24 protein-coding genes are annotated in these 26,758 nt (G+C 56.9%); 13 read left to right on the top strand and 11 right to left on the bottom strand.

The window, feature by feature from the left end; all coding sequences use genetic code 11:
- Positions 1-547 precede the first annotated feature (547 nt).
- A complete protein-coding gene (locus H8K04_09525; GenBank protein UVT17742.1) occupies positions 548-778 on the top strand; it encodes a hypothetical protein in 231 nt (76 codons plus the stop codon).
- Positions 779-1,022: 244 nt separating this feature from the next.
- Here the strand turns inward: H8K04_09525 and H8K04_09530 are convergent, their stop codons facing one another.
- The gene (locus H8K04_09530; protein UVT17743.1) at positions 1,023-1,859 is read right to left on the bottom strand and encodes a hypothetical protein; all 837 of its coding nucleotides are present in this window, start codon (positions 1,857-1,859) and stop codon (positions 1,023-1,025) included.
- Between the two features lie 140 nt (positions 1,860-1,999).
- Between H8K04_09530 and H8K04_09535 the strand changes: the two genes are divergently transcribed.
- From H8K04_09535 to H8K04_09555, 5 genes are all read left to right on the top strand, one after another.
- Positions 2,000-2,308 carry a hypothetical protein gene (locus tag H8K04_09535; protein ID UVT17744.1) on the top strand — a complete coding sequence of 103 codons (309 nt, stop codon included), beginning with the start codon at positions 2,000-2,002 and terminating at the stop codon, positions 2,306-2,308.
- Positions 2,309-2,602: 294 nt separating this feature from the next.
- Positions 2,603-2,746 (top strand): hypothetical protein, encoded by a 144-nt coding sequence (locus tag H8K04_09540; protein UVT17745.1) that lies wholly within the window; start codon positions 2,603-2,605, stop codon positions 2,744-2,746.
- A 204-nt stretch (positions 2,747-2,950) separates the two neighbouring features.
- Positions 2,951-3,484, top strand: coding sequence for a hemerythrin domain-containing protein (locus tag H8K04_09545; protein ID UVT17746.1), 534 nt, complete (start codon positions 2,951-2,953; stop codon positions 3,482-3,484).
- A 41-nt stretch (positions 3,485-3,525) separates the two neighbouring features.
- Positions 3,526-5,127, top strand: coding sequence for a peptide chain release factor 3 (locus H8K04_09550; protein ID UVT17747.1), 1,602 nt, complete (start codon positions 3,526-3,528; stop codon positions 5,125-5,127).
- A 227-nt stretch (positions 5,128-5,354) separates the two neighbouring features.
- The gene (locus H8K04_09555) at positions 5,355-6,674 is read left to right on the top strand and encodes a sel1 repeat family protein (GenBank protein ID UVT17748.1); all 1,320 of its coding nucleotides are present in this window, start codon (positions 5,355-5,357) and stop codon (positions 6,672-6,674) included.
- A gap of 126 nt (positions 6,675-6,800) precedes the next feature.
- On the opposite strand, the gene H8K04_09560 is transcribed toward H8K04_09555, so the two are convergent.
- From H8K04_09560 to H8K04_09585, 6 genes are all read right to left on the bottom strand, one after another.
- The gene (locus H8K04_09560; GenBank protein UVT17933.1) at positions 6,801-7,370 is read right to left on the bottom strand and encodes a VOC family protein; all 570 of its coding nucleotides are present in this window, start codon (positions 7,368-7,370) and stop codon (positions 6,801-6,803) included.
- 40 nt (positions 7,371-7,410) lie between these two features.
- Positions 7,411-8,943, bottom strand: a complete 1,533-nt coding sequence (locus H8K04_09565; GenBank protein UVT17749.1) for an aldehyde dehydrogenase family protein — start codon at positions 8,941-8,943, stop codon at positions 7,411-7,413.
- Positions 8,940-10,028: a saccharopine dehydrogenase NADP-binding domain-containing protein gene (locus H8K04_09570; GenBank protein ID UVT17750.1), complete on the bottom strand. Its 1,089-nt coding sequence runs from the start codon at positions 10,026-10,028 to the stop codon at positions 8,940-8,942. The genes H8K04_09565 and H8K04_09570 overlap by 4 nt, the downstream gene beginning before the upstream one ends.
- 76 nt (positions 10,029-10,104) lie before the next feature.
- Entirely contained in the window at positions 10,105-10,425 is a 321-nt protein-coding gene (locus H8K04_09575; GenBank protein ID UVT17751.1) for a hypothetical protein, read from the bottom strand.
- 128 nt (positions 10,426-10,553) lie between these two features.
- Positions 10,554-11,426 (bottom strand): nuclear transport factor 2 family protein, encoded by an 873-nt coding sequence (locus H8K04_09580; protein UVT17752.1) that lies wholly within the window; start codon positions 11,424-11,426, stop codon positions 10,554-10,556.
- A 186-nt stretch (positions 11,427-11,612) separates the two neighbouring features.
- Positions 11,613-13,148: an FAD-dependent oxidoreductase gene (locus tag H8K04_09585; protein UVT17753.1), complete on the bottom strand. Its 1,536-nt coding sequence runs from the start codon at positions 13,146-13,148 to the stop codon at positions 11,613-11,615.
- A 222-nt stretch (positions 13,149-13,370) separates the two neighbouring features.
- On the opposite strand from H8K04_09585, the gene H8K04_09590 reads away from it, so the two are divergent.
- On the top strand, positions 13,371-14,204 hold the full coding sequence (locus tag H8K04_09590; GenBank protein UVT17934.1) for an aldo/keto reductase: 834 nt from the start codon (positions 13,371-13,373) through the stop codon (positions 14,202-14,204).
- 23 nt (positions 14,205-14,227) lie between these two features.
- On the top strand, positions 14,228-14,704 hold the full coding sequence (locus tag H8K04_09595; GenBank protein UVT17754.1) for a DUF488 domain-containing protein: 477 nt from the start codon (positions 14,228-14,230) through the stop codon (positions 14,702-14,704).
- Between the two features lie 72 nt (positions 14,705-14,776).
- On the opposite strand, the gene H8K04_09600 is transcribed toward H8K04_09595, so the two are convergent.
- On the bottom strand, positions 14,777-16,420 hold the full coding sequence (locus tag H8K04_09600) for a peroxidase (protein ID UVT17755.1): 1,644 nt from the start codon (positions 16,418-16,420) through the stop codon (positions 14,777-14,779).
- A 288-nt stretch (positions 16,421-16,708) separates the two neighbouring features.
- Here H8K04_09600 and H8K04_09605 point away from each other — a divergent pair, with 288 nt between their 5' ends.
- The gene (locus H8K04_09605; GenBank protein UVT17756.1) at positions 16,709-17,953 is read left to right on the top strand and encodes a TIGR03862 family flavoprotein; all 1,245 of its coding nucleotides are present in this window, start codon (positions 16,709-16,711) and stop codon (positions 17,951-17,953) included.
- Positions 17,954-17,984: 31 nt separating this feature from the next.
- Here the strand turns inward: H8K04_09605 and H8K04_09610 are convergent, their stop codons facing one another.
- Positions 17,985-18,692: a hypothetical protein gene (locus tag H8K04_09610; protein UVT17757.1), complete on the bottom strand. Its 708-nt coding sequence runs from the start codon at positions 18,690-18,692 to the stop codon at positions 17,985-17,987.
- 221 nt (positions 18,693-18,913) lie between these two features.
- On the opposite strand from H8K04_09610, the gene H8K04_09615 reads away from it, so the two are divergent.
- On the top strand, positions 18,914-19,504 hold the full coding sequence (locus tag H8K04_09615) for a hypothetical protein (protein ID UVT17758.1): 591 nt from the start codon (positions 18,914-18,916) through the stop codon (positions 19,502-19,504).
- Positions 19,505-19,510: 6 nt separating this feature from the next.
- On the opposite strand, the gene H8K04_09620 is transcribed toward H8K04_09615, so the two are convergent.
- Together H8K04_09620 and H8K04_09625 are read right to left on the bottom strand one after the other, a co-directional pair.
- Positions 19,511-20,482 carry an acetyl-CoA carboxylase carboxyltransferase subunit alpha gene (locus H8K04_09620; GenBank protein ID UVT17759.1) on the bottom strand — a complete coding sequence of 324 codons (972 nt, stop codon included), beginning with the start codon at positions 20,480-20,482 and terminating at the stop codon, positions 19,511-19,513.
- A 57-nt stretch (positions 20,483-20,539) separates the two neighbouring features.
- Positions 20,540-24,004, bottom strand: coding sequence for a DNA polymerase III subunit alpha (locus H8K04_09625; protein UVT17760.1), 3,465 nt, complete (start codon positions 24,002-24,004; stop codon positions 20,540-20,542).
- Between the two features lie 279 nt (positions 24,005-24,283).
- Here H8K04_09625 and H8K04_09630 point away from each other — a divergent pair, with 279 nt between their 5' ends.
- Genes H8K04_09630 through soxC form a run of 3 tightly spaced genes read left to right on the top strand, consistent with a single transcriptional unit; the run spans position 24,284 to position 26,732 of the window.
- Positions 24,284-24,709 (top strand): OsmC family protein, encoded by a 426-nt coding sequence (locus H8K04_09630; GenBank protein UVT17761.1) that lies wholly within the window; start codon positions 24,284-24,286, stop codon positions 24,707-24,709.
- Between the two features lie 5 nt (positions 24,710-24,714).
- Positions 24,715-25,416: an HAD family hydrolase gene (locus H8K04_09635; protein ID UVT17762.1), complete on the top strand. Its 702-nt coding sequence runs from the start codon at positions 24,715-24,717 to the stop codon at positions 25,414-25,416.
- A 56-nt stretch (positions 25,417-25,472) separates the two neighbouring features.
- Positions 25,473-26,732 carry a sulfite dehydrogenase gene (soxC, locus tag H8K04_09640; protein UVT17763.1) on the top strand — a complete coding sequence of 420 codons (1,260 nt, stop codon included), beginning with the start codon at positions 25,473-25,475 and terminating at the stop codon, positions 26,730-26,732.
- Positions 26,733-26,758: the final 26 nt, after the last annotated feature.

Raw genomic sequence — 26,758 nt, forward strand, 5'->3', positions numbered from 1 at the left:
TGCGAGAAGCCCTGCCGCAAGATGTGCGCATGTTCCAACATGCGTTCGTATTCCATGTGGTGTTGAACAAGAAACCATATGAAAATTGGTGTTCCGTCGGTACGGCAGATCGCTTGCCGACTGTCCAATTTTAGAACAGATCGAAACGAAACCAGAATTCCCATCTCCTTCAAAATCCGCTTCATCAGGAGAGGGACCCTAAAAAACATTGGCAATTGGATGAATTGTCTTGCCGAGTTTTGGTTGAGCCGATATCAGCGAACTTTTATCGGGCCAAGATCGGTGTTCTATAATGGTACAATAGTAGAGATCTTCCACACTTCACGTCGCCTGCCCCGTGCATGCATTTCACAAACTACTTGGAAATAAATGTATTTACATCATGGCACCCGAATTGCTGCTCACTGAATACGATGTGACGGGCTGTGTTGCTGGCTGGGGAATCAGTGGATAACTCAGAATCGGCTGAGTGATTGTTTCTTTTTTGAGGTCTGCCGAATTGCTGCGCCTTGTATCAGATAATCGCGTCTCGAAGCACGAGAGTCATATGCCTCAAGACGAGTACCGGCTGGGTTGCGCGCCTCCAGGCTGGTGGTTTGACTATTTCGAGCCACTCTGGGGACCGTTTGTTCAAAGACTGCATCGTCATAAGAACGTGAGCGTGAGTGAGTTCGAGTGGGCTGCTTCGAAAGTTCCTGGTCTTACCGGCATCGAGAAAACGATCGCGGTCTCCGCGTTCCGTCATCAACGAGAACATGCTGTCACTCCTTCCCGTTAGACCTTCGCATCTCGTAAGATGCAGGCCCCATCCGCCGTGTAAGCGACCATCCTGAACAGGGAAAACTTCCTGCGGTGACCGGATCAAATGCGCTATACGAATCCAAGCGCCTGTGGCGCATGATTTCCTCTGTCCGGTTAACCATGCGGGACGCGTTGATCCGGCAAAATCAAAAGCAGCAAAGGTGAGGCTTCCGATCCAGGTCACGCGAGCTGTGTAGTGCAGCGCGATCGGAACGCAGCAGTTATTGGACCTTGTTCTCGGCAATGGCGTAGTAGTCGATCGCGCGCTCTTGCACGATTGGAACGGTGGAAGCGGCAGCGGTGTGTGATGCGGGGGAGTGTTCTGCGGTCGTTTCTTTGATCCAGTTTCCCATATCGTCGTATTCATACGTCGTGATCCATGTTCGTCTCTGGCCCTCGCTGAATATCTCGGTAGTGGCTTGCGCGCGCCGTCCATCGGTGTCGTAGGCGTTCGTCACACGACCGGTGACGACACCTTGCGGGCCGTAGCTGACGAGTTCTTGTAATCGTCCCCGCTCGTCGTACTGGTGTTTTAGTTCGCTGAATAATGCTCCCTTGCTGTAGCGGGCGGAATAAATGCGGCGCCCGAATACGTCGAACAGGCTCTTGTAAGCCGTGGTACTGTTGACCCACAACTGCTCCCAGAGATGACCTCGGTGATCGTACAGAAAAAACTCGGCATGCTGAAAATGACCATCATCTGAGACCGCCACAGACGCGGTGTCTCGCCCCTCCGTGTCTTGTACATACACGACCCGCTTTCGTTGCATGAGTCTTCCGCTGGGGTCGAGCGCGAGTTCTTCCTGAAGATGGCCTTCCTTATCGTACTGGAACAAGGAATAGGTGGAAGTATTCGCGTGGGTCAGATCGATGAAGGTCTCGACAAGACGGCCGGCCCGATCGTAGGTTTCCGTCGCGGAATAGCCGACCTTTTTGATCGTGACGCTACGCACAGGCCCGACGAGCTCGTTCTTGACCCTGGTTGTCTGGGCGAAACCCACAGTACCCCATGCGCTCGCCGCCACGGTGACCAGTACGCCCGCAATCAATCGACGCATACGCATGATATCCGAGCATTCTATGACCGGTCATTGAAAACACAAAGCAAGAGATGAAAATCGATCAGGCGCGTGAGGAAGGGGAATCTGCGGTTTTATTTCGATGGTCCGTCTAAGGGTGATAGGCTGTTCTCCAGCCTATGCCTCTCTCATCTTTACAGCCTGCGATCACGGATGTATCGGCGGATCCTCCCTCGTGCCGCGCCCTCCCGCATGCTGCGGTGACCGCCCTGTGGCGGGGTCGGATCGTCGATGCCGTCAAGCTGGTTCGGGTGGAACAGAACCTCGGATTGAAAGAGGCCGAGGATCAAGTCCATGCCTATCTGCGGGCTCAACCCACACTAAGAAGCCACATACTCAAAGCTCAAGTTGATGCGAGAGAGGGGTTGCTTCGCTGGCTGATTTTCCTGTTCGTCGGGGCTGCGGGACTCGCTTATCTGCTTACGTAAACAGGGGAGTATGTCGGCCCGATGGATTCCGACCAAATTCTACTGGCGTTAATTGGGGCAGGGGCGTCGTTCACGACATTCTGCCTTATGCGGTTCCCTCAAACCCGACGATCACGATTTCAGCCGTACGGTCCTTTTTCATTCACAGCCTCATGCTTCGGCGCCTTCACCATCCTCTTCGCCGCCGCCGTGATGGTTTATCTACAAGCCCGCTGGAACTGAAACACGTTTCCATACAAACAGGGTACAATGCCAGGTAGCAGCGGTCCTCCTGCAAGGCCTACAGGGGTAACCATGTTCGATCATTGGTCCAGCATCGGAGTTGTCGCAGTCATCGGGCTGATCGTTGTGGGATTTTCCGCGTTCCTCGGTCGATTGATCACCAAGCTCTTCAGCGGAGAGTCGGATGTTTCACAGACCTCGCAGAGAGCACATTAGCGGCGAGCGTGTATCGAGGTGCGCTTATCCACCAGAACTCAAACCGGGAATCGATGGCTGCCCTGTATCCGCGTGACCTGATCGCGTTCTGTAGGCCCTTCGACATCTTGTGTTTTTTGTCGGAATCGTTCATGGATATTTCCCATACGTGACGACCCGAGGCTTCCCCTATTTTCCGCGGTGGTTGGTCGGCGGAGACAAGAGATGCCATTCAATGAAGCGACCTCGGCCGGACCTGTGACCCGTTTTCTGATGGACGATCACCGACGATTGGAGGCGCTGCTTCAATCGGCCGTTTTGTCCACGGGGCGCGTGAAGCAAGGAGCGTATGATCAGTTTAGAGCCGGGCTGCTGCGTCACATCGGCATGGAAGAAAAGATCCTCCTGCCGGCGGCTCAGCGGCTCGGTGGCGGGGAACCGCTTTCGATTGCTGGACAACTCCGTCTGGACCACGGAGCGATCGTGGCTCTGCTCATGCCGACTCCCACGGCCGGTATCATCGCCACGCTGCAGACGATCTTGATGAAACACAATGTCATTGAGGAAGGGCCGGGAGGATTGTACGAGGTGTGCGACAAGTTGGTAGGTGGTGAGAGCGAACACGTGATCGCCAAGCTTCGCGCCGCTCCTGAGCCGGCGGTGCTCCCGCATTCCGATACGCCGGCGGTCCTTGGGGCCGTCCGCCGCGCCTTGGAGCGAGCCGGTCATGAATATCCCATAGAGTCTTCGGCCTCGTAAAACGCTCTCCTTCCAAACTTGATGTGGTATGCTGCTCGACCATGACGACTGAGGCCACGCTACAGGGCGAACTGACCGCCGCCACCGGGCGAAGGCGAACCTTCGCCATCATCAGCCACCCGGATGCGGGCAAGACGACCTTGACGGAAAAATTTCTTCTCTATTCCGGCCTGATCCGAACCGCCGGGATGGTGCGCGGGCGAAAGGGCGGGAAGGCCACCGCATCGGATTGGATGGGAATGGAGCAGGAGCGTGGCATTTCGATCACGGCGTCTGCCATGCAGTTTCCCTACAAAGGAGCCGTGATCAACCTGCTCGACACGCCCGGCCACCAGGATTTTTCTGAAGATACCTACCGCACGCTGACGGCGGCGGACAGCGCCATCATGGTGATCGATGCGGCCAAAGGGGTTGAAACTCAGACGCGCAAACTCTTTGCCGTGTGTCGCTTGCGGAAAATTCCGGTCTTGACCTTGATCAACAAGATGGATTTGCCGGGGCGCCCTCCGCTGGACCTGATGACGGAGGTGGAGCAGGCGCTGGACATTCACGCCAGCGCCGTCAATTGGCCGATCGGGTCGGGCAGCGATTTCGTCGGTATTGTGACCCGCGAGGACAGCCGGGTGCAGTTGTTCAGCAAGACGATGCACGGTGGAGCGACCAAAGTGGACACGAACATCCTGCCGCTGGCCGAGCTGCACTCAAACGGCCGGGTATCCCAAGAGACGATGGCGCAAGTTCAACATGATCTTGAGCTTTTGGATATCGCCGGCAACCCCTTCACGCGGGAGCAGTTTCTCCGCGGGGAAGTCACGCCGGTCTTTTTCGCGTCGGCGCTCACGAATTTTGGGATCGAAACCTTTCTCGACGCATTCGTGGACTTGGCACCCAGTCCCGGCGCGCGGTCTGCGGACCGCGACGATGGAACCGAGCTCTCGGTTGATCCTATCGAGATGCCGTTCAGCGCCTATGTCTTCAAGCTGCAAGCCAATATGAACCCCAAGCATCGTGACAGCACGGCATTTCTTCGGGTCTGTTCCGGACGTTTTGAACGGGATATGGTGGTGAAACATCATCGGCTCGGCCGCGACATTCGTCTGGCGAGACCGCACAGCCTGGTGGCTCAGGAACGCAGCACGGTGGAAGAAGCCTATCCGGGCGATATCATCGGGATCATCAACCCCGGCGTCTTTGCCATCGGTGATACGGTTTCCGCGACCGGCGGCTTCAATTTCAAACCGCTGCCGCAGTTCCAGCCGGAGATCTTTGCGCGTCTTAGACCGACGGATGTCGGCAAGCGCAAGGCGTTCGACAAGGGCTTGTCGCAGATGGCGCAAGAGGGCACCGTCCAGATCATGCGCAGTCTCCATGATGAAGCGTTGATTGCGGCGGTCGGCCGGTTACAGTTCGATGTGCTTCAGTATCGACTGCGCTATGAGTATCGGGTTGAAACCGTGTTGGACGCTCTGCCGTTTACGTGCAGCGCCTGGCTGGATGGGGACCTTGCGACCTTCAAGCCGCCGTCAGCGTCGATGGTGGTGAAGGACCAGCGTGACCGTGTCGTCGTCCTGTTCGGCGATCAGCTCATGAAAACCATCGCGCGCGACCGAAACCCCGATCATACTCTCCGCGATATGGGTTAACTTCCGATCGGTCAGTGCGATGCGCCGTGAAGCCCAGGCAATCGACCAGGTGTCGTTGTGCCCCCGTTTGTGTCCAGCGAAACGCCCTTCGCCTTTTCCTCTGTTGAGATGATTCGAATCGAGACACTTCGCATGGCACACAACCATGAATGGAGGGCGCGGGCACTGGATTGACACGTAACACTGGCAGCAGTAGCCTAACGGCCCATTCCGTCTTGGGAGGTCCCATGACCACGCACAGGAGATCGCGTGTCTCAATCCGGCGCATATCCTGCCTGTGGCCCCGGGTGGTGAGAGTCTCAGGGGAGCTGCTGCTCGCAACCGTGCTCATCGGAGTGTTTGCCGAACGATCTCTTGCTGCCGAGAGCTTTCTCGATACAGAATGCCTCCATAAGGCACCCGCCGGTATCGCGCTCACAGGGCATGTCGCCAAAGCCAAGTCGGGCCATGTACAGTCCATGTTCTGTGCGGGCGCGATCAAGTTGTATGTGTCGAGGGAATATCACAATGCGATTCCCTGGTTAGAACAGGCTGCCAATGCGGGTCACACACGAGCGCCGCTTGTGCTGGGAATTCTCTATGAGCAAGGGACCGGCGTGAAGGAGGATGCGGCGTCTGCGGCCAAGTGGTATCAGAAGGGAGTTGATAACGGCAATGCTGCCGCGGCGAGGCGTCTGGCCAATCTGTACCATCTCGGTACGGGCGTTCCACACGATGAAGCGAAAGCGAACGAGCTCTTGAAGAAGGCGGTCGAGATGGGTGACAAGGCGGCTCCTGTCTTTATTCAGAAACGCGAGCAGGATCGCAATGACACGCGACCTGGTATGACGCTCAAGGCGGAGGCCTATCGTTTGTACAAACAGAAGCAGTTCGAAAAGGCGGCCAAGTTCTATCGCCAATGCGCGGACATGGGGAACGACGATTGTCAATTGGCCATAGGACAACTGTACGAGTTCGGAGACGGCGTTCCAAGAGACGAGCGCCAAGCCGCAGCGTGGTATCGCAAATCTGCCGATCAAGGTAACCCCATCGGCCAAAAAACACTGGGACTTCTCTATGAACTTGGAAAGGGTGTTCCAGAAGATTGGGCCGAGGCGTTCCGCCTGTACTTCAAGGGGGCTGAGAAATTCAAGGACTCCGCCTTCGCGGTGGGCCGCATGTACGAGTTCGGGATGTCCGTACCACAAAACCGCGCGATCGCGATCGAATGGTTCAAGAAAGCCGATAAGCTCGGCCATCCCAAAGGCGCTTATTGGGCCAAGTGGCTCCGCGACTATAGCAACTGCATCGGCTTTCGAGATCAGCATGAACGGAATGCTATCGGCGGCCTCCGCTGCCCCGCCGATCCAGTCGGGGCAGTGTTTCACAATAGTGGCGAACGGACCGCTTACATCAGACGGATAGCGAAGGAGTTCGATCGCATCGAAGCCGAACAGGCGATGGCCCAAGCTGCACTCTCAAGCCAAACGACAGACACCGGGTGTACGATGGCCGGCGGCAGATGGACGCCGGATCGGCAGGCTACCTTCGGTGGTTCCTGCAATTAGACGTCAAGATCGGAGGGCAGGAAAGGCCATCGACGTCATCATCAACAACGGACCAATCGGTTCGTTCGCCTGGATTGACCACGCGTTGACAGAGGGAGAGTAGGGAGAGCCGTCCCGCGATGCCGCTTAGCGGCCGGCGGAAGATTTCATGAGACTGTCGGCCTGAGGCGGCAGGAATCCTTGGTACCCCCGGTGCCGTTCGGCGAGTTCTAAGACGGAAAAAGGCTTTCCACCGACGGTTTCCGGCGCTGAAAAAATTTGCCTGAGCACCCCACCCGAACCGCCGACGATATTGCCGGCAAATACGACACCTTTTAGCCGCAGCCGAGCAACGGCCTGGTCGATGTCTTCGACACGGACGGCGACATGATGAAAGACCTTGTCTCCGAATGCGTTGACCCACCCGGGAATGATACTGGTCTTGCCTCGTTCATCCGGATAAGCCTGGTCGACGAAGAGGGCAGGGTACCCGGGCTTTCGGTAGACCTTCGCGTACCAATCGTCGTAGTGCAGGGTCTCATCATATGCATATCCCAGCTTGACGAACGCTTCGGCTGCGCGGTCGATATCCAGTGTTCGAATCGTGACGTGGTCGATGACCGGCGAGAACCCCACGCCGGAATCATCCAACATGGCTTTGAGGACGCCGGCCGCCCGGTTATGTTGAATATAGTCCGCCACCATCGTTTCCATCAAATGATCAAGCTCGTGACCCTGATCCATGATCGCACCTCGTTCAAGAGCCAAACTTAATGCCTTGCGCCAGCGGCAGTTCCGTTCCCCAATTCACGGTGTTGGTCTGACGGCGCATATAGGCTTTCCAGGAGTCCGATCCCGCTTCACGCCCCCCGCCTGTTTCCTTTTCTCCGCCGAACGCTCCTCCAATTTCGGCTCCGGAGGTTCCAATGTTGATATTGGCGATTCCGCAATCGCTGCCGGACGCCGAGAGAAAGCGCTCGCCGCGACGCACGTCGTTCGAAAACATGGCGGACGAGAGCCCCTGCGGAACGTCATTGTGCATCTTGATGGCTTCATCGATGGTTTGAAACGTCATGACGTAGAGAATCGGCGCGAAAGTCTCGCGCTGGACGATAGGCCATTGGGTTTTCGCTTTGACGATCGCCGGTTCGACAAAGTAGCCGGGCCGGTTCAAGACATGTCCGCCACAGAGAATCTCGCCGCCTTCTTTTTTGATCTCGTCGAGCGCGGCCCGATACCCTTCAACCGCCACGTGATCGATAAGCGGACCCATGAGCACATCCGGTTCCAGAGGATTTCCGATATGCACTTGGGCGTACGCCTTCACGAGCCTGCCGACCAATTCCTCATAGCGCGACTCATGGATAAGAAGACGTCTGGTCGTTGTGCAACGCTGACCGGCGGTTCCCACGGCGCCGAACAGGATCGCGCGCACAGCCATCTCCAAGTCGGCGGTCTCATCGACGATCACGGCATTGTTGCCGCTGAGCTCGAGGAGGGTGCGGCCCAATCGCTGACCGACCATGGCCGCCACTCGTCGGCCGACCGGCACCGATCCCGTAAACGAAATGAGGGGTAATCGCTCGTCCTGCACCATCTGCTCCGCAAGGGCCGGCTGATCGGTGATGAAGAGCGAAAAAATTCCTGAATACCCCTGTTGTTGCATGACGCGGTTACAAATCTGTTGCACGGCGACGGCGCAGAGCGGCGCTTTCGGCGACGGTTTCCAAATGACGGTGTCGCCGGCGATGGCGGCCACAAAGGCGTTCCAGGCCCACACCGCCACGGGAAAGTTGAACGCCGTGATGACACCGATCGGCCCCAACGGGTGCCATTGCTCGCTCATCCGATGGGCCGGCCGTTCGGACTGCATGGTCACACCGTAGAGCATCCGTGACTGACCGACGGCAAAATCAGCCATGTCGATCATTTCTTGGACTTCCCCATCTCCCTCCGCCTTGATCTTGCCGACTTCCAACGACACGAGCGTGCCCAATTGATCTTTCTTCTCGCGTAAGGCTTGGCCGATCAGTCGGACCATTTCACCGCGTTTCGGCGCGGGAACCATCCGCCACGCGCGGAACGCCTCGGTGGATTCCTTCACAATCCGCTGGTAGTCTTCATGCGAACACGGATAGACCCCGGCGATCTGCTCGCCGGTGGACGGATTGATCGACGGCAGGAGCGACCCGTCGTTGCGGCCGGACCACCAGCCGCCGCCGGTACTTCCTCCGGAATTCACCGCTTGGATGCCCAGGTCCCGCAGTGCAGAGTGATGAATCGTGCTCATCGGAAGCAGGCCCCCAATTCATTGTTCAAGAAATCTTTCAAGAGAATGGATTCCTGGGTGATGAATCCATGGTACTGCGAGGGATTCCTCAAGACAAGGTCCATGACACAACAGACGCTGGAGGCCGTCGTCACTTGGATGGCCGACCAGAGTTTGCCCTTGATGCATTGCGGATAGATTTTCTTCGCGTAATTCTCCTCGAACAATCCGCCGTCTTTGGTTCCGGTGACCGAGGCATAGATCAGCACGACGTCCTGCAGGGTTTGAGGGATCGCATGTTCGAGCACGCGTTTGAGCGTGTCGCGGTCTTCGTTCAGCTTGAGGTCTTTCATCAGCAAGTGGATTTTTTCACAATGGCCGGGATAGCGGAGCGTTTTGTAATTCATCGTGCGCACTTTTCCGGCATAGCTGTCGGCCAAGGTCCCCAATCCTCCGGACGTATTGAAGGCCTCGTACAGCAGCCCGTCCAGCTCGATTGTTTCATAGCCTTCGAGCGGTTGCAGCGGGACTTTTTCGCCTTCTTCGATCCCATAGCAGACATTGCCGTATTCGTTGATCAGTCCATCGGTCGACCACGTGAGTGAATATTTGAGGGCGTTGCTGGGATGAACCGGCAGGGCGCCCACCCGCATTTTCACCGTATCCAACGTTTCAAAATGGGTCATCAAGTCATGCGCCACGATACTGATAAAGCCGGGCGCGAGACCGCATTGCGGCATGAAGGCATGGTCCGCTCCTGTGCTCAAGACCTTGATCTGATTTGTCACTTCGACGTCCTCCGTGAGGTCGAAGTAATGCAGATGATGGGTCAAGGCCAGGCCCGCGACCGTCGGATTGCAGAAATAGGGCAAGCTCGAAAGAATGGCGTCAAATCGATGCGCTGAAAGATAGGTGCCGACGGCGTCGGGATGCCTCACATCGAGCAGGCACGGAATCACCCGCTCCAAACCGAGGTCTTCGACTAAGTGTTTCGGCGCATCCAGGGTGATGTCCCCCAGATGGACCTCGTAGGAGCCGCGTTGATTGAGAAGGCAGGCGATGAGAGAGCCGATCTTTCCGGCGCCGAGAACCAGCACACGATTCATGATTGAGTATTATACTCCACCGGTGACGTCGGAGCACTTGGTTTGGAGAATGTTGCATCTGCACAAGCCTGACACCTCAGTTCTTCTCCGGAGAATCGATGACATACTGGATGCGGTCGGTCGGGGGTATCGTGGTCTGGCTGCATCGGCAACGTGGAATATCCGCCTGCAGCCTTCGTAACAGGGTCGTCATCTTCATGGTAGAGGGCACTTCGCAGATCCAGACGTGCATGCCGGACTCCAGCTCGTCAAAATGCCGCCGCACGCGAAAACCGGGCTGTTCCATGAAGTAGGCCGACAGAAAGCCGTTCACGGCCGTGACGACCCAGGGATGCTCCTTGATATAGCGGTAGCTGAGCCGAAGCTCGGTGACCGTGGTATGTTCTTCGGCCTCCATCGCCGCACTTTATCAATTCCGGCCATGAGGCCGCCACTGCCTTGACAGAATGTTTCGTAACAGATGAACCGAAAGCGTGGTGACCGACTCGACTTCGATTCACCGGTCTCCGCGCGAAATGCGCGGCGTCATCGGACGCTCGTCGCCGGGGTGAGCCGTTTCCATTGATACGTCCCTCCATGCTCACGCGGGGGAATGTTGTTCTGGGTACCGACCCGCGTGTACCACCACATCCCGATGGCGCGGGCACCGTCCGCTGAGAGCCGGACTTCAAAACCGCCTTCACGGTCATTCCCAGGCTGCCGCCACGTACCCTGCCAGAGACGATCGGCGATCTTCGTGGTGGTGAAACGACCGCCCTGTTGCGTGTACGGTCCGTTTCCATTTTTGTCCAATGTCGCCTTGTAGCGTTTGTCATCCTCGACCTCCAGAATTTCCCATTCGCCGCTGAGGTCAGGTGCCGGAGAACTTTGTGAACCGCCGGCTGGATGCTGCGAAGACGCCGCGGACGGTGAACCGGGCGGCCCGCCGAGTTGGGCGGATCGAAACGATTCATGCCACGACAACAATTGCCAGTTGCCGTTGCGGCGTTCGAGTACTCCTGTCTCCCGCATCGGAAGCACGGTCCGTTTGAGTTCGGATCCATCGGCAACATAGCGGATATAGTCGAGTTCCATCGCATACCAAGCCACATCTCCCTTCGTCCACACTGTGAGCTCACGGATAGGAATCTCGAGTTTCTGGGCGTTGAGGAATTCCTCTCGCATGCCTTCCTCAAGTTCCGTCCAACCGATATATTTACGGCCGGCGACTCCGTAACTGATGATATCGCCATCGTGCGCCATCAGCCGTGAGAGCGTCGGCAGATCTTTTTCGGCGTTGGCGCGAACCATACGGCGGATCGCCGACTCAGGGTCTGCAGGTTCCGATGCGGTGGCGATGGCCGAGGCACTGATAAACAGGGTCAGGACACACGATGCAAAGAGTCTGAGATGGATCATCGATGGCTCCCTTCGCCAACAAACTTGAGGATCACAAACTCCGTCAACTTCGCTCATCGATAGGTGTGATCGGTTATACATCGAATCGGCGTTCCGGCGCGGCGGGCGCAGTCTAGCAATTCTACTCGGCCATAGGAAGACGAGTGGGGGAAGGAGCTGATCACTGATCGCGAAACATGACGGAAGCTACATAGGCTCAACGGGAGCGAGGTTTGTATTGGCCGGCCCATTGAGGACGGTTCCATAGCAGTCGAATCGTGATCCATGACAGGGGCAGTCCCATGTCGTTTCATTTTCATTCCATCGGACGAGACATCCGAGATGTGGACATACCGCTGATCGCTGATGGACCTGTCCCTCCTTATCGCGATAGACAGCCAGTTTGCTCAATCCACTGCGGACAATCGCGCCTTGTCCTGGTCGAATCTCACTAATTGAGCCCACTCCACCCGGCGTCACCCAATCCGCAAATTGTGCGCCGACGTTGGCATTCTCGCGGGCAAATTCCATCCCCGCAGAAATCCGCACCCGTGCCGGATCGTACAAGTCGGCCCACGGGTTCTTACGGCCACGAATCAAGTCGGTCAACAGGATGCCCGCGATCGTGCCATGCGTCATGCCCATACCGGAGTCGCCCGTGACGATATAGACATTGGGATGATCGCCTGGATTTCGGCCGATGAATGCGAGGCCATCAATCGACTCCATGATCTGTCCCGACCAGGTATAAGTGAACGACCCGGCTTGTGGAAACCAGGTGTGGGTCCATGCGACCAGGCGTGCATATCGATTGACCGCGTCATCGGCCTGGCCGGTCTTATGGTCTTCTCCCCCGACGAGAAGGAGATCATCGTTTTCGTCGGAAGGTTGGAGCCGTACATAGTGATAGGGATCCTCCGTATCCCAATACAGCCCGTCGGGGATGCTGTGACGAGGAATACGAAATCCGACGACATAGGACCGGTAGGCCGCCTGTTTCGTGTGCATCGTGACCCAATCGTTCACCGGTGTATTCGTCGCCACAATGAGAGAAGTTGCCGTGACGATTCCTCCCGAGGTGGTCCGCACGCGCGCGATCGCTCCTCCTTCTATCGTGGCGGCATGAGTCTGCGTATAGATGTGGCCTCCGCGCTTCGTGACGGCGTCGGCGAGCCCGAGAAGGTATTTCAATGGGTGAAGCTGCCCTTGCTCCGGAAACAGGAGACACGGCCGGCTCACTGAGGCCACCGGTGTTCTGTCCAGCAAGGTGACGTCGGTGAGGCCAGCCCGGCGAGCGGCCTCCATTTCCTCACGAAGAACCTGGAGTTCTTGACCCGGCGAGAGCACGAGATACCCGGGCACCCGCAACCAGTCGCAGTCGATCTTCTCGTCCTGAATCGTTTGCTCGATTCGCCGGATAGCGGCGGTGTGGCTCGCGGCTGTCAACTGGGCTCCCTGTTCGCCATGGAGACGCTCGATATGTGTGTAGCGATCGTCTATGGCATTGGCCAGATGGGCGGTCGTCCGTCCGGTTTCTCCGCTTCCCAGTTCGCCATCTTCCAGCACGACGACCGACACGCCTTCCCGAGCGAGCATGTAGGCCACGCTTATTCCGGCCATGCCGCCACCGACAATGCAAACATCGGTATGGACGGACCCGGTCAATGAAGGATAGGTCTGCGGTCGGTCACTCAGTGGCCAGGCTGATTGATTCTGTCCCGGTGCGGAATTCTGTGTTTTCATAGTCAATGGTGCCCCACTCCTAAAGATGTTGAACAGTGTGTCGTCTGTTCGCATTCTAGCGAGAACCAGCGAAGCCTATTCACTCGGCGAAACCCTGGTTGGTTCCTAGTCACGCAAAGATCGTTCAGATGGCATGCGGGGTGTCATCATCGCGCCGACGAAGTGGACATGGACGCGGCAATGGGCTATGAAAGGAGAGAAGGGAAGACTCTTATGATGAACATGACGACCTACAATCAAGTTTCCGTTCCTTCCTTCATGTACGGAACGGCGTGGAAAAAGGAGGCGACGACCGAGCTGGTGTTGCAAGCGGTGAATGCCGGATTCACCGCCATCGATACGGCCAATCAGCTGGTCCATTACGATGAAGCGCGGGTCGGGGAGGCACTGCTGAAATTGGCTCAGCACGGGATGACCCGCGAACGGCTGTTCCTCCAGACCAAGTTCACCCCGATCAACGGCCAGGATCATCGTCTTCCATACGATGCGCGAGCGACCATCACCGCGCAGGTGCAGCAGTCCTTCGCCAGTTCCTTGGCGCATCTCCACACCGACTATCTCGACTCGTACGTGCTGCACGGGCCTTATTCCCGGCGCGGCTTAGGAACTGAGGATTGGGAAGTTTGGGCGGCGATCGAATCCCTCTATGAGTCGGGAAAGACAAAAATGATCGGAATCAGCAACGTCACGGCCGACCAGCTGACCTTGCTCTGCATGAAGGCCAAGCACAAACCGATGGTGGTCCAGAACCGGTGTTACGCCGCGTTCGGTTGGGACAAAGAGGTGCGGGAAATTTGCCGGACACACCGCATCATTTATGAAGGCTTCTCGCTTCAGACCGCGAATCGCGAAGTATTTGCCGATCAAGAAATTCGAGCCATGGCGGCACGGTACGAGGTGACACTGGCTCAACTCATTTTCCGATTTGCAATGCAGGTCGGTATGTTGCCTTTGACCGGCACGACGAACCCTCAGCATATGAAGGAAGATCTGCTATCGGATCGCTTCACCCTGCTGTCGGAAGAGGTTGGACAAATCGAAACCATCGGTCTCTAACAGGACACCTGCCTGCGACCGCCATGAGATTCCTGATCAAGCGTATTTATGAGCCGGCGGCAGAAACCGATGGGTTTCGTGTTCTGGTCGATAGACTGTGGCCGCGAGGGGTTTCAAAAGCTAAAGCAAAGCTTGATATCTGGATGCCTGATGTCGGTCCTTCCACAGCTCTACGCCAGTGGTTCGACCATGATCCCGTTAGATGGACGGAATTCCGCGGCCGCTATCACGCCGAACTGAAAAAGAAAGCGGCACTTCTCGCCACGATTAAAAGACAGACGCAGAAAGGCCCCGTCACATTGCTCTATTCCGCCAAGGATGAGCGGCACAACCAGGCCGTCGCGCTCCGGAGCCTTTTAACGAATCAGGCGGTATTACTCCGACGTAAACGCCGATATGTTCCGGAGGGAGCGCGGCGCAAGGCGAAATCGAATGCCACATTGGGCGGAAAGGAAAGAGTCGCCGCGGTTCATCCTGATAGTCGTCACGGCAAGCGATGACCGCCGTGCCTGATGCTTCGCGAGAGGTACCTCCCGAAGGAAGGTACCCCTCGAAGCGAGGCAAGGGAGGAGCTAGTTGAGCGGATGAACCACGCCGGCAAACTTCAAAAGATCCGTGATCTCGAAGTCTCCGCGTGCGGCGGACGGCAGGGTCGGTTTCCAATTCCGGTTTACGGACAGATAGGAATCTTTATCAGCTTGTAATAAGCCGATGAACACTTCGCCGACAATGCGGCTTCCGACGGGTCCCAGCCGCTTCCCACTCTCGAGAACTTCCGCTTCCTTCAAAATGTAGTACCAGAGCGGCGTGCTCTTGTCCATCCCGTAGGGAGCCAGTTCTGAGAGTTGCGCCTGACTCAGGACTCGGACGTTCATCACACGTGCAATGGCTTGCCCCGAGGGAATGCCGAAGTTGACATGCCTCATGAGGTTGCGGGAGGCCAGCGACTGGATACCGTCATTCGGCATGCCAGGCGCCGGTCCGCGCGATCCGAGCAGGTGCATCAAAGGAGATGAGAGCTTGCTGTCGATCTCCTTGTTGGGGCGCACGTTCCCGTCACCGAAATTGAAGAACGTCTGCCAGTCGACGAACCGGCGCGCCGCCCGCTTGCCGCCCCGCATGTCGTTGGGATCGGTCGCATGTGGCTCTGCCGAGTCATCGAAGATGAAGGTGAAAAACTCGCTGCCGGGAGCCGGACCGAAGTTCACCCGGTAGCTGGGCCTCACTTGGGAATGGCCGAACCGGTATGCCGCCACGGCGAATTCCACCGGAATCAACGGCTCACGAACCGCATTTCGGAACAAGCCGTCTTGACTGCGATCGTTTACATCGTAAAAACGTGGACCGTTCCGCAGGATCTCATTGACGCGGTCTTGCCCGATCGTCGTCGGCAAGAACTCGTTGAGGATGATCCACTGGTAGTGCCACCGCACTTGACGCTGTGCCTCGTTGAAGACGTCCTTGGCGGAACGGTTGGCGAATGCCGGATCCTTCCGGACGTGATCCGTCACGGCATTATGAAATTTCAACATGGCCAGATGAAATTGGCTGAGGATGATATTCTCATCATTCCGGAAGTCCGCAATGATGGCGTTGTTGGAAGGATCGCGTGGAAGATCGTATCGCACCGCGCCCTTTCGAGACACTGCCTCCGACCCGGGCATGATTTCAACTTTGAATTTGATGTCTCCGGAGCGTGTATCATACAGCTCGGGAGACCTGTCCGGTCCGTTCCCGTATACACTATCGAGATCGAACTCAGCGGTACGAAAATTCGTCGTTCGCCTCGGGTGGGTTTGTTCATCTATCGGTGCTTTTAAAGCCAGGGTAAGATCATGGTCCAAGAACTGGCCAAAAAACGTGACGCCGGCCGTCATGCCTGTATTACTTGTATTATCAGGATTGTTCGGACTGAAGACGGCGGGATTCAGAATCGATTGGACCGGATCGCTCAAATTGTCCTTCGCATCGAGAATGCCTCCCTTCTCGCCAAGCCTTTGGGCCTGCTTTCGGGCTTCATCGGACGGCGGTGCATAGGGTAGTAGCCCGGAAAACATGCGGCTGAATGAATCATCCGGATGACGGGGGACGTTAGGTCTCGTCACATGCAAGTTATTTCTTCTTGATATGTCCTCGGCTGCCATGGCTTGTTCCGCATTGCTGGACAATAAGCCGGCGAGGCCGAGTGCAATACAACAGGTCGCTCGAACGCGCATTGGGTTCCTCCAGATTTCTGTTCTGAGCCAATCAAAATGGCCAGACGGAAGGATGAAGAATGTGTAAGAGCGATGGCCATCGCTTTGTCAGGCGTGGTGTATTGGCAAGAAACGGACCGGAAGAACGGAATGCGATTTGTCTGAGATTGTTACGAGTTCACAGCGTCGTCTCTCGGGATAGACTGTACTAACGTAGTGAGTTTCATACGTCGATGGATCGCGTCGAGATATCTCTCTGGGTTGTAGTATGTGTACACAAGTGAGTACATCTCGTCATGAATCGTGAGGATGTTGATGGGAACAGTGGTCATAGTCGGCGGTGGTCCCGCCGGGCTGATGGCGGCAGAAGCGGCGGTTGCAGCAGGCGCACACGTTCAGCTCTTTGATGCCATGCCGTCGCTTGGGAGAAAATTCCTGCTGGCAGGAAAGGGCGGTCTGAATCTGACGCATTCTGAATCGATCGAGCCGTTTCTCTCGCGCTATGGCTCTCATCGTCCTGACATTGAACGCGCCGTTCTCCTGTTCCCTCCCGTTGCGGTACGAGCGTGGGCTCGTCACTTAGGGGTCGAAACATTCGTCGGCACTTCCGGACGTATTTTTCCGACTGATTTGAAAGCGGCTCCGCTCTTGCGCGCTTGGCTGCGCCGGTTGAAGCAGGCAGGCGTTCGGTTTTTTGTTCGACATCGATGGTGTGGATGGAGTCAAGAAGGAGCGCTGCTTTTCATCTCCCCACAAGGACCTGTTTACGTCGACGCCGATGCGGTGGTGCTTGCGTTAGGCGGAGGAAGTTGGCCGACATTCGGCTCCGATGGGTCATGGGTGCGCATCCTATCCGAACGAGCGGTTCCGATCGCGCCGCTGAAGCCGGCAAATTGCGGCTTTGATGTCCGATGGACCGACCATTTTCGCGCGCGATTTGCCGGACATCCGGTGAAGACGGTCGGCATCGTTGTGAAGGCCACCGATAGTTCCGTGATTCGCCGGATGGGCGACTTTCTGATTACAGAGAATGGAATCGAGGGGGGCTTGATTTATTTGATTTCAGCTGCCGTCCGCGAGGTGATCGCAACAGCAGGCACCGCGACTGTATGGCTTGACCTGGCACCGGATCGCTCGCTGGAGCGACTCACTGAGGAGCTTTCAAGGTCGCGGGGCAAACGCACGATTGCAACGCATCTCGCCCGTCATGCCGGAATCGCCGGTGTCAAGGCTGGGCTGTTGCGCGAGGTCGTGCCGAAGGAAGTGTTGGCAAATCCCATTCGCTTGGCTGCGGCGATCAAATCGTTGCCGGTAAGATGTCTTGCGCCTCGACCGCTGGAAGAGGCCATCAGCACGGCCGGTGGTGTCTCTTTTGGCGCCCTTGATGTGAGATTGATGCTTCGTTCATTCCCTGGAGTGTTTTGCGCGGGAGAAATGCTGGACTGGGAAGCACCGACGGGTGGATATCTGCTCACGGGATGTCTGGCTACCGGGCGTCTCGTCGGCTCTGCCGCGGCCGAATGGAGCACAGCAAGAACTTCGCAGCGCGGCTGAGGAGAGGCGCGGTCTTTCAAGAACGCGTAAGTTAACCAAACAGCCAATTCCAGATCATGGAAAACCAGTTGGCGATTACGCCGATCCACGAGGTATCCGTAGACGGTTCAATATTGACCGGAGGTGAAGAGACCGCCGGCTTGACAGGAGTAAGACTGGAAGCAGCCGGAGCGGCTTGTGCGATCTGCGTGAGTTCACTTTCACCGAGCGGAACGGAAGATACGGAAGCATCCGTGACGGTGGCTTGAGCCATTGCCGGTTGGTTCAGGTCGGCGGCAGCCAGCAAAGGAGATGGAGTTGCCTCCATTTCTTCCTTGTATTGAGCGACCAAGGTTTGCAACGAGGCACGTTCTTGCCTCATGTCCGCTATTTTTCGGGCGAGATGCCAACTCTGATTCATCAAGGTCGCGACCTGTACCTTGAGAGATGACAGCCTCTCTTCGGACCGCTGCCTCATGATGGGCAGCTGATCTGCTTCCTGCTGAATAGCCATCCGCAAGTCGCTTACGGCTGCATCCTCGCGGTGGTTGGCGGCTTGCAGTTCGGCAATCTGCTGATCCAGTGCCCTGACGTCCTCTCGCACCGATTCCAAGGTTTGGGTCTGTTCCACGGTTTCGGCCTTCGTCCGTTCGTACGTGCGCCGGCTGACACAGCCGGTTTCCATCAGGAGCACTGCGGCGAGCAAACAAAGACCAACCCGTTGGATGACCACAGATAGGGTTACGGTGGGATGTGTCATGGGTATCGCCTCATGGTTAGCCAAGCTGAAACCCTCATGCGTGAGTTTCCACTTGGTCCGCTGAGTGGTTCTGCGTAGTCTCTCAAAAATCATCGAGCCTGGCAATACGGTTAGGATGTACACAGATGAGAGAGGTCCGTCAACCCTCCCGGCCGTTTCCCTGTGGGGAGCTTGGACAATGAGATCGCTTTTGCGTACCATAATCGGTCATGGCGTCTGACGTGACTACGTCCATTCGGCTCCCACCGGAATGTGAAATGGCGTTGTTGGAACGGTTTCTCAAAGCCGAGGCCATGGCGCTTTGGACCGTGCGGTCGGCTCAACTGCAAGACGTTCCGCCGAACGTCTACACGTTTCTGCGAAAACATGAAGAGGATGAGCAGCACCATCTGGCGCAATTCGAAACGATGGTCGGGCGCCAGCCTCGTGAAAGAGAACGTCTTCCGTCGGTTCCCCGGCAATGGCCGGCCCTGGCTGTTCAGATCTATGGGTATGAGTCGCTCGGGCTTGAATTTGCGCGACTGCTTCTGCCGCTGCGACCGGATCTTGCCTCGATTCTCGAAGATGAGATCGTTCACGTGGGATTTTTTGAGCAAGAAATTCGACGGATCCTCAGCGTGGAATCATCCGCCGCCGAGCAGGCTCGAATCTCGGCTCTTGCCTGGTGGAGGAAATTACCGCGGACTGTGAGTCGATATCTGGAAGCGGGAGAACTCGATCCGTTTCGGCCAATGCTAGCGGGACACATCCTTACCGCGATCGAACGACGATTTGCCGAGACCGGACTGCTTACGAGCGAAACAACGGAATGAGTCGGATTATGTTTGAACCGGGAGAAGGCCGGTAACCGCCCCCATCTTGCGGTATTTGTGTTCGCGCTGCGTCAGGAGTTGTGGGGGGGCGAGTTCGAGCAGCTCGAACAGTTGGTTGGTCAACGCTTTTCCGACGAGATCATAGACGGCTCTCGGCTCGCGATGGGCGCCACCCAGGGGTTCGGGGACAATAGTGTCGATCACACCGAGTTCAAAAAGATCGTTCGCGGTCATTTTCAGCGCGGCAGCGGCGTCGGGGACTTTTTCCGGGCTGTCCCAGAGGATCGCCGCGCATCCTTCCGGTGAAATGACCGAATAGATCGAATGCTCAAGCATGAGCACGCGGTCCGCTACGCCGAGGGCTAACGCTCCTCCGCTCCCGCCTTCACCGATGATGATGGAGATAATCGGGACAGTCAGTCGAGACATGACGAACAGATTACGGGCGATGGCTTCAGCTTGCCCTCGCTCCTCGGCGCCGATGCCAGGATAGGCGCCAGGCGTATCGATAAAGGTGATGATCGGGCGGTTGAATTTCTCGGCCATCCTCATGAGACGGAGGGCCTTCCGATACCCCTCCGGATTGGGCATGCCGAAGTTCCGCTGCATCCGTTCCTTGAGCGTTTTCCCTTTTTGATGACCGATGATCATCACGGGACGGTCGTTGAATCGGGCAAACCCTCCGACAATGGCCCGATCATCTCCGAACACGCGATCCCCATGCAGTTCGAGGAAGTCTCTTGTCAGCTCATTGATATAGTCCAGGGTGCTCGGGCGTTGGGGATGGCGGGCCAGCTGAGTTCGTTGCCAGGGAGTCAGGTTCTTGTAGAGTTCGTGCTCGACTTGGGCGAGTTTCGTGCGAAGCTTGCGAGTATCATTCTGGGAAGCGGATTTACCGCTGGTCGCAGCGGCGGAGAGTTTTTCGATCTTCTCTTCGATCTCTCGGATCGGCTTTTCAAATTCGAGGTAATCTCGCATAGACCGCTGCTTCACCTGTCGGGTAATCAACCGCGACGAATCAGCCGAGCTGACCCTCTAAGATAGCAAAGATAGGGCCCCTTTGCCTAGCACTTCTTCAACATCAGACACAAAGTGGTCGCTCGCGGAGACGGTGAGGTTGGGAAGGGGAGCCGTTTCCGCTTCCAACGTCCCATCGGTTTGAAACAACATCGAAATAGTGGTGCTGCCGGGATGCCGTCGAAGGACGTCGAGCAAGCGAGGCAACTGCGCACGCACCTCGGGTTGATCGGTGAGGCGAATACGGACCCGTTTGATGACCTGTGTCTGCACCTCGGTCAACGGCTCAATCTTGCTGCCGCGAATCTTTGTGCCCTTGTCGCCGCGATCGATCGTACCGGTGACACGGACGATCCGTTCTGCCACGATCAGCTCACCGGCAGTCCTGAGCAAATCCGGAAAGACGATCACTTCGGCAGTCCCCTGGAGGTCTTCTACGGTGAGATAGGCCATCCGGTCGCCCTTTTTGGTGAGCATCGATTTGACCGACGCGATGATGCCGCAGAGCTTCACCTCGGCGCCGTCGGCGCAGTCCTTTAAACCAACCGTCGTTGCGGTGGAGAGTGCACCCAACGTCGCTTCGTAGCGCGTGAGAGGATGGGCGGAAATATAAAACCCGGTCAGTTCCCGCTCATACTTCAATCGCTGAGCCTGATCCCATTCCGGCACCGATGGCAGCGGCGGTGTCAGCGAGGTTGCCGATGCGCTCTGCCCGCTGAGTTCTTCGCCGAAGATGCTGATTTGCCCGAGGTCGCGTTCCCGTTGAGCGGCTGAGCCCTCCTCAATGGCCTGATCGAGCACCGCCATGAGTTGCGACCGCTTGGCACCGGTAGAATCGAAGGCGCCGGCTTTAATCAATCCTTCCAGCATTCGCTTGTTCACTTTGTGAAGATCGACCCGCCGGCAGAAGTCAAAGAACGATCCGAAAGGGCCGGCCTGAGAGCGTACGTCCAATACCGATTCGACCGCTCCCTCACCGACGTTCTTGATGGCTGCCAATCCGAACCGGATCGCCCCTTCAGCAACGGCGAAATGTTTTTGGCTGGCGTTCACATCCGGGCCAAGCACTTTGATGCCGAGGTCCCGGCACTCCGTGAAATAGCCGACGACCTTGTCTTGGTTGCCCATGTCGGTCGTCATGAGGGCCGCCATAAATTCGGTCGGGTAGTGGGATTTAAGATAGGCGGTGTGGTAGCAGACGACCGCATAAGCCGCCGCGTGCGATTTATTGAAGCCGTATCCGGCGAACTTTTGGATCAACTCATAGAGTTTTTCCGCCTTCTTCTCAGGAATCTTCTTCTGCTTCGCCCCTTCGATAAACTTGACACGCAACTTCTCCATTTCCTCGGGTTTCTTCTTTCCCATCGCGCGACGGAGAATATCGGCTTGGCCCAGCGAGAAGCCGGCCACCTTGTTGGCGATCGCCATGACCTGTTCCTGGTAGACGATGACCCCATAGGTATCCTTGAGGATCGATTCCAATTCCGGAACCTCGTAGGCAATCGTCACCTTGCCCTGTTTTCGCTTGATGAAGTCGGGGATCAGATCCATCGGTCCAGGGCGATACAGCGCGATAATGGCAATGATGTCCTCGAACCGGTCCGGCTTCAGTCCCGTGAGCAGATCCCGCATACCGGAGCTTTCCAACTGGAAGAGTCCCGTTGTCTTTCCAGAGCTCAGCAGCGCGAACGTGGCCGCGTCATCAAACGGTACTTGATCGATCACCAGCGGTGGCGCGGTGGGATGCGTTTCGTTGATCAGGGTTTCGGCGCGCCGAATCATTGTGAGAGTCTTGAGTCCGAGAAAGTCGAATTTGACCAATCCGATTTTCTCGACGTCTCCCATCGAGTATTGAGTCACGACTTCGTCATTGGCGCCCCTATAGAGAGGCACATGATCGGTCAGCGGTCCTTCGGAGATGACGACGCCTGCAGCGTGGGTCGAGGCGTGACGGGCGAGCCCCTCGAGCGCCTGCGCGTTGGCCATCAGCTCTTTGACCTTGGGATCCGTCTCCACCAGCTCGCGTAGGCGAGGCTCGGTCTCCAGGGCTTGCTGGAGGGTGATGTTCAATTGAGTGGGGACGAGCTTGGCGACTTTATCCGCGTCGGCGTAGGACATTTCCAGCACGCGCCCCACGTCGCGGATCGCGGCCTTGGCCCCGAGGGTTCCAAAGGTAATGATCTGAGCCACATGGTCGGTGCCATATTTCTCCACCACATAATTGATCACTTCCCCACGGCGATCCATGCAAAAATCCATATCGATATCGGGGAGCGAGACACGCTCAGGATTCAAGAAACGCTCGAACAATAGAGTATAAACGAGTGGATCGAGATCGGTTATGCGCAACGCGTATGCGACGAGACTGCCGGCGGCGGAACCGCGGCCTGGTCCCACTGGAATGCCCTGTGATCGGGCAAAGCGAATGATGTCCCAAACAATGAGGAAATAGCCGGCAAACCCCATCGAGCAGATGACCATCAGCTCTTCGCGCAGCCGCTGTTCATAGAGCGCGGACGGTTTATTGCTGGGCCGTTCCTTGAGCCGCTCTTTCAATCCCGACACCGCGAGATATTCCAGATACGACTCACGATCCTTGAATCCTTCCGGGATGCGATATTGTGGGAGATAGGTTTTGTTCAGTGGAAGGTCGAGATCGCAATACTCAGCGATGCGGCAGGTGTTGTTCACGGCGTCGGGGAATTCCGCGAATGCCGGGGCGATTTCTTCTGTCGACTTGACGTACAACTCATCGGTGTCGAATTTCATCCGGTTCGGGTCGCTGACTGTCTTCCCGGTCTGCAGACACAACATGAGCTCGTGGGGACGCGAGTCTTCCTTCTTCAGATAGTGACAATCGTTCGTGCCGGCCAGAGGGATTCCAAGCTTTTTATGGATCTCAATGAGGCCGGCATTTGCCACTCGCTGGTGGTCAAGCCCGTTGGCCTGTACCTCAAGGTAGAAGTGATCGTTCCCGAAAATCTCTTGAAATTCGCCGGCCACTGCCATCGCGCCATCCATATCTTTCTGACCGATCAAATAGGGAATTTCTCCACTCAGACAGCCTGAAAGGGCGATGATCCCGTCGTGATGAAGCTTTAATAGTTCCTTATCTATTCGTGGCTTATAATAGAATCCTTCAAGATATCCTTTACTGACAAGCTTGATGAGGTTTTGATAGCCGGTGAGGTTTCTTGCCAAGAGAATCAAGTGGTAATAGTCATTATGGGCGAGCCCGCTGTCCTTCTTGGCATGCCGGCTGCCCAACGCCATGTAGGCCTCACACCCGATGATCGGCTTGACCCCTACCTCTTTCGCCTTACGATAAAACTCGACCGCGCCGAACATGTTGCCATGGTCGGTCATCGCGACCGCCGGTTGGTTGAACGACTTGATTTGCCGAACCAGGGGTTCGATCTGATTGGCACCGTCGAGGAGGCTGAACTGGGTGTGGAGGTGAAGATGCACGAAGGATGAAGCCATGGCGGGATTCTAGGGAGACGGGGAGGGGAAGTCAAACGGCGGTTGATACAGTTGGGTTACATTTTTGATCACGGCGTTACGAAACGGCGACACCCTTACACGCGATCATTATTAGGCACGCAGGCGTGCGGATCCCTCGGGATAACCCTAGTTGATTTGAATAATATCTCCGACTCAGAATGCCCAAGCATTTTCTACTGCTATGGAGATCAAGTCGCTGAAAGCTGACACGGATCTCCATGTCGGCTGCCTACAACTATTAACTCAGGGAGAATTATTATGAAACGAGCAGGATCTGCAGTATGGCAAGGCGATTTGAAGACCGGTAAGGGCACCGTTTCCACGGAGAGCGGGGTCTTGTCACAAACCCAGTACTCGTTTTCCACACGGTTCGAGAACGGGAAAGGCACGAATCCCGAAGAACTCGTGGCCGCCGCTCATGCCGGGTGTTTTTCCATGGCGCTCTCGGCTCAGCTAGGCGAGGCCGGCCTGGCTCCGGAAAAAGTGGAAACGACGGCTACCGTCACGTTCGACAAGACAGAGGCAGGATGGACCGTGACCGGCGTGCATCTGAACGTGAAAGGCAAGGTACCCAAGGCCGATGAAGCGGCCTGGAACAAAGCCACGCAAGCGGCCAAGGCCGGCTGCCCGATTTCTCGGCTGCTCAATACAACCATCACGATGGATGCCAAGTTGGAACATTGAGCATCGTGACCGCCCGCTCTGATTCCGATGTGTTGGCGTTCCTGTTCGACCTCGATGGAACGCTGGTGGACAGTGTGTATCAGCACGTGTTGGCCTGGAGAGAAGCCACACAGGCAGTCGGGATCGAATTACCCGTGTGGCGCATCCATCGCCAGATCGGGATGAGCGGCGGGCTGATGCTCCATGCTTTGCTGCGTGAAACCGGCCGGCCTGTCTCACCAGAGGACGCGCAGCAGATCCAGCTGGTTCACCGGGAGGCCTTTGCCCGGCAAGCGGCGTCCCTTCGTGTCTTGCCTGGAACGCATGACCTCCTGGCAACGCTGGCCCGCCATCAAGTTCCGCATGCCATAGCCACGAGCGGCCGTATCGAAAACGCTCGCCACGCCCTTCGCCTCTTGAATCTTTCTGATGATGTGCCGGTGATTACGAGAGACGATGTCCGGTTCGCGAAACCCGATCCGGATCTTTTTCTTGCGGCAGGGGAGCGGCTGCATGTGCCGATGAGTCGGTGTATCATTGTGGGTGACAGCGTCTGGGATTTATTGGCCGCGCGACGCGCGTCTGCGTTGTCGGTGGGCCTTCTCTCTGGAGGATATGGCGAAGATGAGCTGGAGCGGGCTGGTGCGTACCGCGTGTATCAGGACCCAGCCGATCTCCTCAAGCACCTTGATGAGGTCGGTCTCCGGTTGGCATCTGAGAGGCTATGAGCGTATAACGATCCGGCAGAGGCGTTGGAACCTGGACGGGAGCGGAGCCATCCTTGATGAGCAAGGAAGCGCGGGGTGACAACCAGACATCGCATCACACACCGGCTTCTTCATCGTTAACACGGCGTCAGCTGCTGGTCGGTGGCGCGTCGTTCCTGGCGATCAATGCGTCGTCGTCGCTGGCCGGCGCGCAAGCTGAAGAGCGAAGTGAAGCAGTCGATCCCATGCGCGTGCCGGGAGCCGTACCGCGCTCCTATGGCCAGCGTTCGCCGTTCGAAAGACAGACACGATCGGTCACCGCAACCTCATCGACCACTCCGCTCCAAGACTTGCAAGGAATCATCACCCCTTCCGCCCTCCATTTTGAACGGCACCATAACGGTGTGCCCGCGATCGACCCGGCCCGCCATCGCTTGCTGGTACATGGTCTGGTGGATCGTCCCATGATCTTCACCATGGAAGAGCTCATGCGGTTCCCATCCGCGTCGCGTATCGCCTTCGTGGAATGCTCGGGGAACAGCCGGGATGGGTGGGACGAGGCTCGGGACGCAACCGCTCAGGCCCTGCATGGTCTCACCAGCACCAGCGAATGGACCGGTGTCAAACTCGTCACATTGCTGGAAGCGGCGCGCGCGCAGCCGGAAGCAACCTGGATGTTGGCTGAGGGGGGCGATGCGGCTGCATTGGCTCGCAGTGTGCCGCTCACAGACGACGTCTTGAACGAAGCGATGGTGTGCTACGGCCAGAACGGCGAAGCCTTGAGGCCGGAACAGGGATATCCCCTGCGGCTGCTCTTGCCCGGCTTCGAGGGCAACATTAACGTGAAATGGCTAAGACGATTGAAGCTGGCAACGGCCCCATTCATGACGAGATGGGAGACGGCGAAATACACGGATCTGATGCCGGATGGGAAAGCCTATCAATTCACCCTCTTTATGGACGCGAAGTCCGTGATCACGAAACCTTCCGGACAGCAACAACTTCACCCGGGCTTCCACGAAATCCAGGGACTGGCCTGGAGCGGGCGAGGACGCATCACGACAGTCGAGGTCAGTGTTGACGCAGGTAGGACCTGGCGAGCGGCACGACTACAAGAACCTGTGTTACCCAAGTGTCATACCCGCTTTCGTCTGCCATGGAGATGGGACGGTCAAGAGACCATTATTCAGAGTCGCTGTACCGACGACACGGGATATCATCAACCCACCCGCGAATCGCTCATCAAGGTCCGTGGAATCCAGTCGAGCTACCATTACAACGGAATTCAGAGCTGGAAGGTCGAACGAAGCGGGGCAGTGAAGAACGTCTATGCATAAATCTCTGCCGGTCTTTTCTGCCGTCT

The sequence above is a fragment of the Nitrospira sp. genome (assembly GCA_024760525.1).
Classification (GTDB): domain Bacteria; phylum Nitrospirota; class Nitrospiria; order Nitrospirales; family Nitrospiraceae; genus Nitrospira_D.

What these genes read in the sequence shown, in the direction of transcription:
- H8K04_09525 (UVT17742.1), top strand. Translation starts at nt 548, where the DNA reads ATGCCTCAAGACGAGTACCGGCTGGGTTGCGCGCCTCCAGGCTGGTGG.
- H8K04_09530 (UVT17743.1), bottom strand. Translation starts at nt 1,859, where the DNA reads ATGCGTCGATTGATTGCGGGCGTACTGGTCACCGTGGCGGCGAGCGCA.
- H8K04_09535 (UVT17744.1), top strand. Translation starts at nt 2,000, where the DNA reads ATGCCTCTCTCATCTTTACAGCCTGCGATCACGGATGTATCGGCGGAT.
- H8K04_09540 (UVT17745.1), top strand. Translation starts at nt 2,603, where the DNA reads ATGTTCGATCATTGGTCCAGCATCGGAGTTGTCGCAGTCATCGGGCTG.
- H8K04_09545 (UVT17746.1), top strand. Translation starts at nt 2,951, where the DNA reads ATGCCATTCAATGAAGCGACCTCGGCCGGACCTGTGACCCGTTTTCTG.
- H8K04_09550 (UVT17747.1), top strand. Translation starts at nt 3,526, where the DNA reads ATGACGACTGAGGCCACGCTACAGGGCGAACTGACCGCCGCCACCGGG.
- H8K04_09555 (UVT17748.1), top strand. Translation starts at nt 5,355, where the DNA reads ATGACCACGCACAGGAGATCGCGTGTCTCAATCCGGCGCATATCCTGC.
- H8K04_09565 (UVT17749.1), bottom strand. Translation starts at nt 8,943, where the DNA reads ATGAGCACGATTCATCACTCTGCACTGCGGGACCTGGGCATCCAAGCG.
- H8K04_09570 (UVT17750.1), bottom strand. Translation starts at nt 10,028, where the DNA reads ATGAATCGTGTGCTGGTTCTCGGCGCCGGAAAGATCGGCTCTCTCATC.
- H8K04_09575 (UVT17751.1), bottom strand. Translation starts at nt 10,425, where the DNA reads ATGGAGGCCGAAGAACATACCACGGTCACCGAGCTTCGGCTCAGCTAC.
- H8K04_09580 (UVT17752.1), bottom strand. Translation starts at nt 11,426, where the DNA reads ATGATCCATCTCAGACTCTTTGCATCGTGTGTCCTGACCCTGTTTATC.
- H8K04_09585 (UVT17753.1), bottom strand. Translation starts at nt 13,148, where the DNA reads ATGAAAACACAGAATTCCGCACCGGGACAGAATCAATCAGCCTGGCCA.
- H8K04_09590 (UVT17934.1), top strand. Translation starts at nt 13,371, where the DNA reads ATGACGACCTACAATCAAGTTTCCGTTCCTTCCTTCATGTACGGAACG.
- H8K04_09595 (UVT17754.1), top strand. Translation starts at nt 14,228, where the DNA reads ATGAGATTCCTGATCAAGCGTATTTATGAGCCGGCGGCAGAAACCGAT.
- H8K04_09600 (UVT17755.1), bottom strand. Translation starts at nt 16,420, where the DNA reads ATGCGCGTTCGAGCGACCTGTTGTATTGCACTCGGCCTCGCCGGCTTA.
- H8K04_09605 (UVT17756.1), top strand. Translation starts at nt 16,709, where the DNA reads ATGTTGATGGGAACAGTGGTCATAGTCGGCGGTGGTCCCGCCGGGCTG.
- H8K04_09610 (UVT17757.1), bottom strand. Translation starts at nt 18,692, where the DNA reads ATGACACATCCCACCGTAACCCTATCTGTGGTCATCCAACGGGTTGGT.
- H8K04_09620 (UVT17759.1), bottom strand. Translation starts at nt 20,482, where the DNA reads ATGCGAGATTACCTCGAATTTGAAAAGCCGATCCGAGAGATCGAAGAG.
- H8K04_09625 (UVT17760.1), bottom strand. Translation starts at nt 24,004, where the DNA reads ATGGCTTCATCCTTCGTGCATCTTCACCTCCACACCCAGTTCAGCCTC.
- H8K04_09630 (UVT17761.1), top strand. Translation starts at nt 24,284, where the DNA reads ATGAAACGAGCAGGATCTGCAGTATGGCAAGGCGATTTGAAGACCGGT.
- soxC (UVT17763.1), top strand. Translation starts at nt 25,473, where the DNA reads ATGAGCAAGGAAGCGCGGGGTGACAACCAGACATCGCATCACACACCG.